This window comes from Pedobacter terrae, from assembly GCF_900100705.1.
GTDB lineage: Bacteria > Bacteroidota > Bacteroidia > Sphingobacteriales > Sphingobacteriaceae > Pedobacter > Pedobacter terrae.
In genome coordinates, this window is sequence record NZ_FNCH01000032.1 from 35,829 (window position 1) to 49,356 (window position 13,528).

The following is a 13,528-nucleotide window of genomic DNA, read 5'->3' on the forward strand; positions in this document are numbered from 1 at the left end:
GGATAAATTTAGGTTTTTTCAAGTTTTTAAACAGGGTGTTTTAACTACAAAGAATGCGCAAAGAAAAGCGCAGAGGGCATAGCGTTGTGAGCAATTTTCAAAAGCGATTGTCTTGCTGATCCGATAGTTAGTTATCGGATTTGAACCAGCATCTGATCAAATGTTTATCCGTTAAGATCCTGAAACAAGTTACCATTGAAAGAATCCAGTAGTTCGGTCGTCATCCGATAGTTATCGGATCTCGCGCATGCGGGAATCTTACTACAATCGTTTTAAGATTATTCATAAGTGTTTGCTTTTATATAGCGGCATTCATGAGCACTTCGTGGTTCCCAATCAAGTTGGGAATGACGATCACTCAAGAATGTTACCAAATAAAATTTCTATCACCCATATCGATTTTTATACTATAAATTATCCCTCAGGATTGACGAGTCTTGTTATTTCAGCGTCTCTGAATTTCGGCGGCTAAATCGAAATCTACATTTATTTCACAATCATCAATTTAGCAAACTTCAGAAGCAGTTGTTTATTGCCTAAACCCTGAAAAAATACCGTTGCTTTTACATCTGGCAGCGTGCCTTCCAGGCTGATAATTTTTCCAAAGCCAAATTTTTCGTGTTCCACTTCCATACCACCTTGAAATTCGTGCGGTTGTGATGGTGTAAACCCTGGTGTTGGTACGTGGGCTTTCGCTAATAGCGAGGTTGTTTTCGGACGTGCAGGTGGGGCAGAAGTAGTTGCGCCGGCTGCAGGTTTTGGTTTGCTAATAAAATCGCGTGGCTGCGAAGTCCACGATTTGCGCTCACTATCAAAACTACCATCAAAACTGGTTGATTTGGCTGGTTTAACATCCAATTCTAAAAATTTCGGGTTAATTTCGTTAATGAAACGGCTGGGTTCGCAGTTGGTTAAAGTTCCCCAACGATAGCGTGAAGTGGCATAAGTGATGGTCAGTTTTACCTCTGCACGCGTAATGGCCACATAAAACAAACGGCGCTCTTCCTCTAAATCCGTGCGGTTGGTTAACGACATTTGCGATGGGAACAGGTTTTCTTCCAATCCCACAATAAACACGTTTTTAAACTCCAAACCTTTGGCCGAGTGAATGGTCATCAAAGAAACCGTATCCTTATTTTTATCACCGTCCTTATCATCGTTGGTTAAAAGTGCAACATCCTGCATAAAAATATCAAGGCCTTTTTCTTCAATATCTTCGCGCTCGGCAAACTCTTTTATACCGTTTAATAATTCCTGGATATTTTCATATCTCGCACGCCCTTCAACGCTGTCATCCGTATACAACTCTTTTAAAATACCTGCATGTTGAGCAATAAATAGCGCTGAATCGTATGCATCAAGTTTTTTAGCCTCTGCCTGAAAGCTTTGCACCATCATGGCGAAATCATTCAATTGATTGGCTAAACGTCCATCAACATATTGGTGTGCATTCGAAATGACATCCCACATGGTGAGATTATGCTGATCAGCAGCAACAATAATTTTATCAATAGAAGTGTCGCCAATACCACGTTTAGGATAATTGATTACACGTTTTATCGCTTCTTCATCTTTCGGGTTAAAAGTTAAACGGAAATAGGCAATTAAATCTTTGATCTCTTTACGCTGATAGAAGGATGTACCCCCGTAAATTTTATACGGAATATTCAGTTTACGTAAACCCTCTTCCATTGCACGGCTCTGTGCATTGGTACGGTAAAGTATGGCGAAATCGTGATAGGTATAACCTTTTAAACTGCGCTCCTGGATGATGGATTCGGCAACCAGTTTACCTTCCTCATTATCAGTAAAAGCACGAGCAACTTTAATTCTATCACCTTCAACATTTTCAGAAAAAACATTTTTTTCCAATTGGTTTTTGTTGTTGGCAATGATACTGCTCGCTGCATCAACAATGTTCTGGGTAGAACGGTAATTCTGTTCCAGTTTGTATACTTTTAAATCAGGGTAATCGCGTTCGAAATTCAGGATGTTCTGGATATTTGCACCACGGAAAGCATAAATACTCTGGGCATCATCACCCACCACGCAAATGTTCTGATAAGCAGCGGCCAGTTTTTTCACAATGGTATACTGTGAAAAGTTGGTATCCTGGTACTCATCTACCATCAGGTATCTAAATTTTTGCTGGTATTTATTTAAAACATCCGGATGTTCTTTTAACAGGATATTGGTTTTGAACAATAAATCGTCGAAATCCATTGCGCCTGCCCTGAAACAGCGTTTGGCATAGGTTTCATAAATTTGCCCAATTAATGGACGTTTATTCTGGATATCTTCAGCCTGAATCTGGTCATTAGCCTGGTATTCTCCCCATGAAATGAGGTTGTTTTTTGCCGAAGAAATCCGCCCGTAGATAAAATTTGGGGCGTATAACTTATCATCCAACTGCATTTCTTTCAAAATTGCACGGATTACACTTTTACTGTCGTCGGTATCGTAAATGGTAAAATTGTTCGGGTAACCAATTTTTTCGGCTTCCACACGCAAAATTTTTGCAAAAACAGAGTGAAAGGTGCCCATCCAGATATTTTTCGCCTCTGCGCCAACCACTTTACTGATCCGCTCGCGCATATCTTTACTCGCTTTGTTGGTAAAGGTTAACACTAGAATGTTAAATGGGTCGGTACCGCTTTGGATCAGGTGGGCTACACGAAAAGTAATTACCCTGGTTTTGCCCGAACCTGCACCCGCAACAATCATTACCGGTCCTTTTGTGTTCTCTACTGCTGCTCTTTGTTGTGGGTTTAATCCTGCTAAATAATCCAAATCGGCTCCTGTTTTTTTGAGGTTCAAAAATAACAATTCCTATCGCTTTTTGCCAAAGTTGTTAGTAATTAGTTAAAAACCTAACCAGTCGCCCTAACCGTTCGTCATTCTGAACTTGTTTCAGAATCCTTCACGCCATAAACTTGTTCAAAATCATTAGTATAATATGCTAAAGAGAACTTATTTTGATTGATTTTGAGGAAAGCTATATCAGTGTTTCATGGCATTCTGTAGCCCTTTGCTTTGCTCATACCTGCCCGTTCGTTCAGGCGGGCGCCTGCAGGCCTTACGCACCAGGCCGGTATCCGCTTCGCCAAGGTTTATTTAAATTGAGTTTGTGCTGCTATTGAGGGTTTAAAACCCAAAGTCATATTTATTCGGTTAAATAAAGTATTATCCTGTCAGAATTGCACCCTGTTTATTTGGGTATAGAATTTGATATGCTTCGTTATGGAAGAGAAAAAAACAAATAAGGATATTGAGTTTACCGATATCCCGGAAGGGGCCAGCCCAGATATTTATGTGAATTTAAAAGAGAAACTGGAAAGTGTAGAAAAGTTTCCAGGTGTTTACAATTTTAAATTCATCATTACCGGCGGTTTAGATAAAATACAGGAATTACGTAACATTTTACCTAATGATGAGTTTATTGAGCAACCCTCAAAAACAGGGAAATATGTTTCCATCACGGTAAAGAAGCCAGTACAAAATGCTGATGAGGTGATTGCTGTTTACAAGCAGGCAGGCAACATCAAAGGGATTATGATATTATAGTTTATTACTTCATCCGGTAATATACTTTGCTAGCGATTCGGTTTAACTTAAAACTCATTTTAATTTGAGTTAAACCGATCCGTTTTTAATGGCCCAATCAACCATCGAATCTAATACCTGAAACAAATCCTCTCCGGATTTTGTAAGGCTGTACGTCACCACGGGTGGGATAACGGCCTGCGCGTCCCGATGAACAAGGTCATCATTTTGCAACTGCTTTAAGTGTTGTATCAGCATTTTCTCTGTAATCTGTGGTATAACACGTTTTAACTCGCTGTAACGTTTTGGCCCACTCATTAAATGAAAAATAATAATCGGCTTCCAATAACCACCAATTTTTTCCATTACAAAAGTAACAGGGCAGCTGGTTAGCGCTACACCTTTATTAAAATTACGGGTCGAACTTTCTTTAATGGCTGTCATGGTTACATACTTTGGGGTAAGTACTTGTATAAAAGTAAGCACAAATATAGCTTTGTACTCAGTAATTAAAGATAAAAAATCATGAAAATAACATTAACAGGATCAACCGGTAATATTACAAAACCATTGACAGAAATATTAGTGGCTAAAGGCCACGAAGTAAAAGTAATTAGCAGCAGTGCCGATAGAGCAGAAGCAATTAAAGCATTGGGCGCAGTACCTTTAATCGGTAGTGTAAGCGATACTGAATTTTTAACAGGTGCTTTCGCAGGGGCTGATGCCATTTACACCATGGTTCCGCCAAATTTTGCAGCACCGAAATTTAGGGAATATATAAAAGGTATCGGCGAAAATTATGCTGCTGCCATAAAAAATTCAGGAGTTAAAAAAGTAGTAAATTTAAGTAGCGTAGGTGCGGATCTGCCTGATGGAACCGGTCCGATTGCCGGTTTGCATGACGTAGAAAATACTTTTGCCGAACTAAATGAGGTAGCCGTAAAACATTTACGTGCGGGTTATTTCTATATTAACTTTTTAGCCAATATTGATATGGTTAAACATGCAGATATATTGGGTTCTAATTTTGGTGCTGATGCCAGACTTGTTTTGGTACATCCTGTTGATATTGCGGCGACAATTGCAGAAGTTTTGGAAAGCAATTTTACAGGTAAAACCATCCAATATGTAGCCAGCGATGATGAAAGTACGCCGGCTGATGTTGCTAAAGCATTAGGTGATGCAGTGGGTAAGCCCGAATTACCCTGGGTAGAATTTAGTGATGAAGATGCCTTTAACGGAATGGTAGGCGCAGGTTTGCCTGAAGAAATAGCCAAAAACTATGTAGAAATGGGCGATGCGATCAGGAGCAATAAACTTTTTGTAGATTATTATAAAAACAGGCCTGTTTTGGGCAAGGTTAAACTTCAAGATTTTGCTAATGATTTTGCTGCAGCATATCACAACTAATTAAAGTAAACAGTTGTTCGGTTTAGCCGCCGGACAACTGTTTGGTTACATCCAATTTTCATTTCTACTTTCTACCTGGTACAGCCAGTAATTTACAAGCTGCTTAATTTCGGTATAATTGCCATGCTTGAAGTGAATCTGACCGGCAGCCGTATGTAAAGTGAGGTGGCCAACATCCACACCTTTATGCCAGGGGTATTGAAAAGTAGTAATGGCCTGAATTTTATTCGGCACTACAATTTCATTCGCAATGTCCCAGATTCCGCTGGTTTTAATAATAAAATCCTGACTTACTGAAATCCGGTGCCGACGGTAACTGATGTAGATCATGAATACACCTATCATTACATATAAGATGGCAGCACTCATATAAGGTTTTAGTTCTGGAATATTAAATGCCATGATCAAAAAGATGGAAACGGGTAAAACCATTTTGAAGAAAATTGGCAGGTTTAAAAAACGCCAGTCGGGAATAAAGGTTTTTTCCTTTAATGGTACTTTAGCCAATATCATCTTCAGCAATTCGTCGCGTTCGCCAGCATTACACCCCGGAATTTCTAAAGTGTTTCCCTGCATTTCGTGCCCTTTTTTACTTTGACCAAAATGAGCCTGCTTTAAACTCATATTCAGCATGTTCAGTTTTTTCTGAAAGTAATTCTGGCTGTATGTTGTTATCTGTACCTTATCTGGACTAACCAATGTGTTTTTCTTGGCAATTAGTCCCGATGAGAGCAAGAGTGTATTCGAATGCTCACTAATTTCGAGCTCAAAATACTTGTAAGAGGTTCTAATCAGGTTAATTATTAACAGTAAAATTAAAAGGCAGGCAATTAAAATAAAAACCGTAACGATGGTGAGCATACCTGTTACTGTGCTCTGAATTTCATCTTTATCAATTTTAAAAGCATCGAGTAACTGTCTGCCTTCATATATAACGGTATAAAAGAAAGCAACCAATAAAGCTAAACTTTGGCCATAGTTCGAGGTTAATCCAACTTTAAGCAATGTCCACGAGCTTAATTTTAAAAAAGGTGCCGCTGCTGCTTTGTCGTTATCCTGTTCAACTTCACGCTGTGTTATGGTTGTGTTTTCTCCATTTAACAGGTGTTCTTTAAGGATATAGGCCGAAATTTCATCAATGGCTTTTATGCTTACTTCTTCTCCATGGGCACCGGCGGTATCGATTTTTAATCCATAAACGCCGATCATTTTCTGCAAAATATTCTGGTTAATGTTAACCTGCTGTATTTTATCGAGCTGAATAATGACCTGATCGCGATTGAGGATTCCCTTATTCACTACAAATTCCTGCTTTTCTTTATCTAAAAAGAATGTGAATTTTAGGTACCATAAATACGCAAATATTAAACTGAATACGATTATTGCAGCAATACCTAACATTAGGAAAGTGAAAGAACTGCCCGACATTTTTACAAAAGCAATAACGAATAAGAAAAAAGTAGCCTTGCCAATTTTCAGCATCGTATGTGCACCCATAATGATGATACCAAAGGCCGATTCGCGCTGCGGTTTACTAAAATCGTTATTCATTAGGATTCAGTTCTGTTGACGGATTTTCAAGCTGCTCTAATTTATTCAACAATAGATCTCTAATACGCTTTGCCTCGTCAATGGCAATACCCGAAATGTGGATATGCCCCGTTTGGCCACCCGCGGTAAATAGCTGTAACGATCCCAATTTGTATATTCTAGAAAACAGGCCTTCATTTAATTCGATATGTTGAATCCGGTTAAGGGGAACAATTGTAGTCGATTCGGCAATAATCCCACTTTTGTAAATTACATCGTGTGTACGGATCGCATAACCCCTTTTTTTGAAACTCACTCTAAAAAGTAAAAAGGCGCTAACTAATAAAGTGATATAAACAGGAATGATCCATTTTGCATTTGGCTTTACCTCATCAACAAACCATAGAAGGGCAGCTATTGTTATTCCCAACAGGGCAAAAAAGATCAATAGATTGATGCAAATGATTTTCCAATAATCTGGATGTAAACGGCTTAACTGAACATTTTCATATTTTGGAAGAAGATCGGGATTTATAACTTCGTTGGTAAAAGTGGTCTCCGTATGCATATTTAAAGGTATAAACATATTCATCTATAAATAGTCTCCTATTTAAATTTTTTGTTACCTCGCTACAATAAACTTTTTGCTGGTGTTGTATTGTCCAGAATCAGAAGAAATTTTGAAGAAATAAATGCCTGGAACAAAAGTAGCGGTATTGATTTCTAAAGTGTGTTTGCCTACATTCAGGTATTCATTTACCACTGTTTTAACCAACCGTCCCATTAAATCGTAAATCTGGACGTTAATTCTGTCTGTTTCAGGCAAAACGACATCTATAAATGTTTGCATAGCTGCCGGATTCGGATAATTCTGGGTAACGGTAAACTTCAGGAATTTTTCGAAAATGGCTTTGTTAATCGCGTCGAAAATAACATAACTAATTAATCTGTAACCGCGTGCATTTGGATGAAACGGGTCCTGATAAAGGGAAAAATCGCGTCTCATTGCCGCATTTACATCAGCCAGGTATATTTTATATTCAGTTGCTAATTTTCTGTAGGCTGCATTTATATTCCTGATGTTGGTATTTACAGCAACATTACCTTTATTGGTCCTGTCATCAATAAACTGTAGCGTGCATAAAATAGGAACCAACTTCTGTTTAAGGCTCACCATAATTAACGACCGCATATTGGCAACTGTTTCGGCTACGCTTCCTTTGCCCGTAGTCATTGCAACAGCATCATTAATGCCCATATCAATTACAATAAAACCTGTTCTGTTGGCTATGGCGTTGTCTATTCTAAGTAAGCCCTGAAAAGTAGTTTGGCCACCAATACCATGATTGGTAATGTCTACTATTTTGTTGGTGTAACAATTTATAAAATTGTTCTGCAGCATGTTCTGGAAACCAATACCTTTTACGCCTTCTACGGTGCTGGCGCCAAAAGTTACGATATTGATACTGTCTTTAGAATAGTATTGCGCAGCTTCCGGGCAACTTACGCGGATAGGAGATGATGGATCCTGGGCGAACGAAGAAATACGGATAACCAGAAGCAGCAGCATAGATAGAAATACTTTCGTGCTAAACTTCATTGTTAAAATTCTTTCGTACAGGGTTTAAAGGATATTTGGCGCAAATTACAAAAAAGTAAATATAAATAATATGGTACTATTCTTTTTTACAAACATAAAACGATTTGTATGGTTTAAGAGACCGTTTTTGAACTTTAATATCACCAGGTGATTTTAGATTTTAATAATTAAATACAGTAGCCATCTGGCTGGAGGCTAAGTTTTATAGCTGTATGGATGATAATTTAATCGTTTACTGTGCCTTTTATCTGGTAAAGCCTATATTTGCCCAAACTAATTTTGTTATGCAAGAGATTAAAAAATACGTAGAAACGCACAAACAACGTTTTTTAGATGAATTGTTTGAGTTATTGCGTTTTCCATCGGTTAGTGCCGATCCTAAATACAAAGGTGATGTTTTAAAAACTGCCGATTATGTAGCACAAAAATTGAAGGATGCAGGAGCTGATCACGTAGAAATCTGTCCGACAGCCGGATACCCTATTGTTTATGGCGAGAAAATTATCGATGCTGCTTTACCAACTGTTTTAATATATGGCCATTATGATGTTCAGCCTGCTGATCCATTAGAATTGTGGCATACTCCACCTTTTGAGCCAACCGTGCGCGATGGCAAAATTTATGCCCGCGGGGCCTGCGATGACAAGGGCCAGTTTTACATGCATGTAAAAGCTTTCGAACTGATGATGCAAACCAACACGCTGGCTTGTAACGTTAAATTCATGATTGAAGGTGAAGAAGAAGTGGGTTCTGCCAACCTGGGTATTTTTGTAAATGCGAATACCGAGCGTTTAAAAGCAGATGTAGTTTTAATTTCTGATACTTCAATGATTAGTATGGAGCATCCATCAATCGAAACCGGTTTACGTGGTCTGGCTTATATGGAAGTTGAAGTAGTAGGGCCAAACCGCGATTTACACTCTGGTGTTTATGGTGGCGCGGTGGCCAATCCGGCTACTATTCTGTGTAAAATGATTGCTTCTTTGCACGACGAAAACAACCACATTACCATCCCTGCTTTTTACGATAAGGTGGTAGAATTATCAGATGAAGAGAAAAAAGCATTAAATGCCGCACCGTACGATGAAGCGGAATATAAAAAAGATCTTGATATTGAAGAAGTTTGGGGCGAAAAAGGTTATTCTACCTTAGAGCGTACCGGTACACGTCCAACTTTAGAAGTAAACGGAATCTGGAGCGGTTATATTGGCGAGGGTGCCAAAACCGTTTTACCTAGTAAAGCCAACGCCAAAATTTCGATGCGTTTGGTACCTAACCAAAGCTCAGAAGAAATTGCGGAGATTTTTACCAAACATTTCGAAAGCATTGCGCCTAAAAATGTAAAGGTAAAAGTTACGCCTCACCACGGTGGCGAACCTGTGGTAACCCCAACTGATAGTATAGCTTATAAAGCTGCTGAAAAAGCGATTGAAGATAGTTTCGGTAAAACGGCTATTCCAACCCGTGGCGGTGGCAGTATCCCAATTGTAGCCTTGTTTGAGGATGTATTGGGTATTAAATCGGTACTTTTTGGTTTCGGTTTAGATAGCGATGCGCTACACTCGCCAAATGAGAAATATGATATTTACAATTACTACAAAGGAATAGAGACTTTGCCCCTGTTCCACAAATATTTTGCAGAACTGAGTAAATAAGCCAGATTTTGCCATCAATCTGGCGTCGTAAAAGTTGTCAGTCTGAGCGGAGTCGAAGACCATCCCTGCCTATTTTTTTTAATAAGCAGGGATTTTTTTTGGAAACGAACGGTCTGTGTTTCATAGGTGCTTTCGTCCCGCCATTCGCTTCTAGTCCTCATTTCGTTTCCCTCCATTCCGGGCTATCCGCTGCTGTCGGGTTTAATTAACAGCGGGCTGTACTTTAAAACAAAGCCTGTACCTGCATTCGCTATAAAACCTTTTATAGTAGCACCAGTTTTGCCGCCTAAACCCCTGCCTGCAGCAGGCAGGCGATCTAAGTGGATGCTCCCGATTCTTCATCGGAGCAGGAACGGGAGCGGGACTGGCGAAACCGATAAGCACTGCATCTGCTTTTCCAACAAACGTTCTTAAATTTTAATCTCAGCGTTCTTTGCGCCTTTTCTTCGCACCTTTGCGGTTAAATCGCTCGTATGGCCAAACTCAGTTTTCTCTGTGCCCATCTCAGTTTCCTCTGTGGTTAAAACAATATGCCTCCCAACTCTGCTTAATTGCGCCTCTTCTTAGCGCCCTTTGCAGTTAAACCAATCAACAAATTTTTAAACCACATATTTTTTTCTAAATTGTACCCATGAAATATTTATTCTCATCTCTTTTACTTTTATCGGCGCTTACTTCTTTTGCGCAGGATACTAAAACGATTAAGCAATCTGGAAATCCTATATTTCCCGGATGGTACGCAGACCCTGAAGCTGCTGTTTTCAATAATAAATACTGGGTTTATCCAACCTACTCTGCAAAGTATAAAGAACAGGTTTTTTTGGATGCTTTTTCATCTGACGACCTGGTAAAATGGAAAAAACATCCTCATGTTTTAGATACTGCTGCGGTTAAATGGGCAAATAAAGCCATGTGGGCACCGGCCATTGTGCAAAAGGATAAAAAATATTATTTGTTTTTTGGCGCTAACGATATTCAGAGCGATAATGAGGTGGGCGGAATCGGTGTTGCAGTGGCCGATAAACCAGAAGGTCCGTTTAAAGATCATTTGGGAAAACCTTTGGTAGATAAATTTCATAACGGCGCACAACCGATTGATCAGTTTGTGTTTAAAGATAAAGACGGGCAGTATTATCTAATTTATGGCGGATGGAAACACTGCAATATAGCCAAACTGAATAAAGATTTTACCGGCTTTTTGCCTTTTGATGATGGTAAAATTTTTAAAGAAATTACGCCTGATAATTATGTAGAAGGGCCTTATATGTTCATCAGGAATGGTAAATATTATTTTATGTGGAGCGAAGGTGGCTGGACCGGCCCAGATTATTCTGTAGCCTACGCCGTAAGCGATTCGCCATTTGGTCCGTTCAAAAGAGTAGGTAAAATTTTACAGCAAGACGCAACTATCGCCAGAGGGGCAGGGCACCATTCTTTAATCATCAATGAGAAGAAAAATAAATATTATATTGTTTACCACCGCAGGCCGTTAACCGAAACTGATGGAAACCATCGCGAAACCTGTATAGATGAAATGAAATTTGATGCTGATGGTATGATTTTGCCAGTAAAAATTACCAAAGAAGGCGTTAAGGCACAGAAATTTAAATAGTTATTTGCCGCTTACCATTTTTAGTTTACAGTTGGCCATTGCCAATTGTAAACTAATTCGCTTCTAATACCGTTTGTTGCTGGCGCTTATCCATTACACTAAAACCATAGGCACAAAGCAATAAAATACAGGCCAGGCCAAACCACAACCAGTTATAAACCAGGTGTTTGGCAATATAAAAACCCGCAAGCGGACCTACCACCTGTGCACAAGACCAGCTTAACGTATAACCCGCTGCATATAACCCGCGGTTATGTTCATTACTTCTGCTAATGACAACGGTATTGATAAACGGGAGTACAAACATTTCGCCAACGGTAAAGGTAACAATGGTTAACACTGCCGATAGCACGTGGAAAATAATCGGTGCGCTTAACAACAGGTAAGATACCGCAAAGAAAACGGAGCCGATAACGATGAAAAACATGGGCGATCTTTTCTTTTCAATCTTATTGATCATGATCATTTCTAACAGCGCAATGATGGCCCCGTTTAAGCCGATAATAATCCCGATGGCAAATTCATCGATATGCCATTCCTCTTTAAAAAATACCGGTACCACCCTGAACATTAAAAAAGCGCAGGTAATAAAAAGGGTAGTTAAAAGAATAAATTTTACGTAGAAACCATCTTCCCAGGGTTTTAAAATCACCATGGTGCTGCGGTTTTCTTTTGCTTTTTTAATAAAATCCTGCACTTTAGGCAGTAAAAACAAAATCGAAAGTCCAACGAGCATACTTACCGATCCTTCTACAATAAACAAAAGTTTGTAATTAATAGACGCAATAATCCCGGCCATGCTAATCCCTGCAGACCAACCGATATTAACTGCCAAACGGTTAAGTGAGTAGGAGCGGGTAATGGTATTTTCTTTTGCATAATGTGCCACAGCGGTGAAGTTGGCCGGACGGAAAGCTTCAGAAAAGAAACTGATCACCACAGCCAGTACACACAGGGTAGAAAAATGGCTGATGGTTGAGAATAAGATAAACAGCAATCCGCCAATAATGGAAGAGAGAATCTGTACCGGCCTAAAGCCGATTATATCGGTTAGTTTCCCGCCGGTTGCAGAACCTAAAATAGAGCCTACGCCAAATAAAGTGATAATTAAACCAGCATCCATTTCAGACCGGTGCAGGCTTTGGGTAACGTATAAACCCATAAAAGGTACAGCCATGCTGCCGCAACGGTTAAACATCATTACAATGCTCAGCAGCCAGGTTTCTTTGCTTAATCCGCTGAATGATGTTTTGTAACTGTTGAAAATTTGTTTGAACATGTTGTGTTTAGATGGCGTAAAAGTACCAAAACCCAGATGTTATTTAAAAATCTTAATTTAATTCTTTCGTTTGACGCTTTTCATTATTTTCTGTCTTCCTGGAGGTACGGAGGAGTTTTTGATTGCTGTTAAAACGAAAAATCCGTCATTTCGACCGTAGCGGAGAAATCTTTTAAGTTGGTTTAATAGCTACAGTTTTATCCCTTTGCTCAGCCTTGCCTTGGTTAGCCGCCGATGGGCTCTTTCTTTTGGCTTGGCCCAAAAGTAACAAACCTGAGCGCAGCGAAAGCATGCCTGCAATTAAAAACAACAAACACAAAGGCATAACTGAAAGGCTTGCATCCGTTTTTTATTTGATCATATTGTTTTTATCGGTATAAAAGATTGCTACGCAATTCTTGTAAAAAACTACGGAAATCTGATAGCGGCAGCATCGAGGCTCTTATCCTTGCTTATCCCACCGCGCCCGCTTTGATCCTGCCTTGGGCTGTGGGGTTATTAGGGGGGAACTGCAAAGATTTCCGTGCTTTTTCCGGCGGAAATCTGCCAGGCCGGGTAGCATGGTGCAGATCGCATGGTGTATAGGATAGTTTCTAATATGGTCTTTGTTCCATCAATAAATCCGTCATCCGATAGCTATCGGATCCCGCGCAGGCGGGAACCACGGAGTGCTCAGCGAAGCTAATCTTAATGCGTGCGGTATCCTTTTCTCTTTTCATACTTGCTCAATATTTTCTATCATCCTGAGGAACGAAGGATCTTTTAATTGCCGTTATCCGAAAAATCCGTCATTTCGACCGTAGCGCCTGCCCGTACAGGCGGCGAGAAATCTTTTAAGTTAGTTTATTAGCCACAGTCAATACGCGATATAGTTTACTTCGGCTCATTGCCGCCGGGGC

Annotated in this window: 10 protein-coding genes; 4 read left to right on the forward strand and 6 right to left on the reverse strand. The window is 39.6% G+C overall.

Annotated features, from left to right (window positions below):
* Window positions 1-486: 486 nt before the first annotated feature.
* Entirely contained in the window at window positions 487-2,790 is a 2,304-nt protein-coding gene (locus BLR60_RS23520; RefSeq protein WP_090504700.1) for an ATP-dependent helicase, read from the reverse strand.
* Window positions 2,791-3,240: 450 nt separating this feature from the next.
* Between BLR60_RS23520 and BLR60_RS23525 the strand changes: the two genes are divergently transcribed.
* Window positions 3,241-3,564, forward strand: a complete 324-nt coding sequence (locus tag BLR60_RS23525) for a DUF493 family protein (protein ID WP_090504668.1) — start codon at window positions 3,241-3,243, stop codon at window positions 3,562-3,564.
* Window positions 3,565-3,633: 69 nt separating this feature from the next.
* On the opposite strand, the gene BLR60_RS23530 is transcribed toward BLR60_RS23525, so the two are convergent.
* Window positions 3,634-3,987 carry a winged helix-turn-helix transcriptional regulator gene (locus BLR60_RS23530; protein WP_090504671.1) on the reverse strand — a complete coding sequence of 118 codons (354 nt, stop codon included), beginning with the start codon at window positions 3,985-3,987 and terminating at the stop codon, window positions 3,634-3,636.
* 81 nt (window positions 3,988-4,068) lie between these two features.
* On the opposite strand from BLR60_RS23530, the gene BLR60_RS23535 reads away from it, so the two are divergent.
* On the forward strand, window positions 4,069-4,953 hold the full coding sequence (locus tag BLR60_RS23535) for an NmrA family NAD(P)-binding protein (RefSeq protein WP_090504674.1): 885 nt from the start codon (window positions 4,069-4,071) through the stop codon (window positions 4,951-4,953).
* A gap of 45 nt (window positions 4,954-4,998) precedes the next feature.
* On the opposite strand, the gene BLR60_RS23540 is transcribed toward BLR60_RS23535, so the two are convergent.
* The 3 genes from BLR60_RS23540 to BLR60_RS23550 are packed head-to-tail and all read right to left on the reverse strand — an operon-like array spanning window position 4,999 to window position 8,083.
* The gene (locus BLR60_RS23540) at window positions 4,999-6,504 is read right to left on the reverse strand and encodes a PH domain-containing protein (RefSeq protein ID WP_090504676.1); all 1,506 of its coding nucleotides are present in this window, start codon (window positions 6,502-6,504) and stop codon (window positions 4,999-5,001) included.
* Window positions 6,497-7,051 (reverse strand): PH domain-containing protein, encoded by a 555-nt coding sequence (locus BLR60_RS23545; protein WP_167354812.1) that lies wholly within the window; start codon window positions 7,049-7,051, stop codon window positions 6,497-6,499. Before BLR60_RS23545 ends, BLR60_RS23540 begins: the two co-directional genes overlap by 8 nt.
* A 54-nt stretch (window positions 7,052-7,105) precedes the next feature.
* Window positions 7,106-8,083: an SGNH/GDSL hydrolase family protein gene (locus tag BLR60_RS23550; protein WP_090504680.1), complete on the reverse strand. Its 978-nt coding sequence runs from the start codon at window positions 8,081-8,083 to the stop codon at window positions 7,106-7,108.
* A 284-nt stretch (window positions 8,084-8,367) separates the two neighbouring features.
* On the opposite strand from BLR60_RS23550, the gene BLR60_RS23555 reads away from it, so the two are divergent.
* Window positions 8,368-9,738 (forward strand): dipeptidase, encoded by a 1,371-nt coding sequence (locus BLR60_RS23555; protein WP_090504703.1) that lies wholly within the window; start codon window positions 8,368-8,370, stop codon window positions 9,736-9,738.
* A gap of 631 nt (window positions 9,739-10,369) precedes the next feature.
* A complete protein-coding gene (locus BLR60_RS23560; protein WP_090504682.1) occupies window positions 10,370-11,350 on the forward strand; it encodes a glycoside hydrolase family 43 protein in 981 nt (326 codons plus the stop codon).
* Between the two features lie 52 nt (window positions 11,351-11,402).
* On the opposite strand, the gene BLR60_RS23565 is transcribed toward BLR60_RS23560, so the two are convergent.
* A complete protein-coding gene (locus BLR60_RS23565) occupies window positions 11,403-12,629 on the reverse strand; it encodes an MFS transporter (protein WP_090504685.1) in 1,227 nt (408 codons plus the stop codon).
* Window positions 12,630-13,528 lie beyond the last annotated feature (899 nt).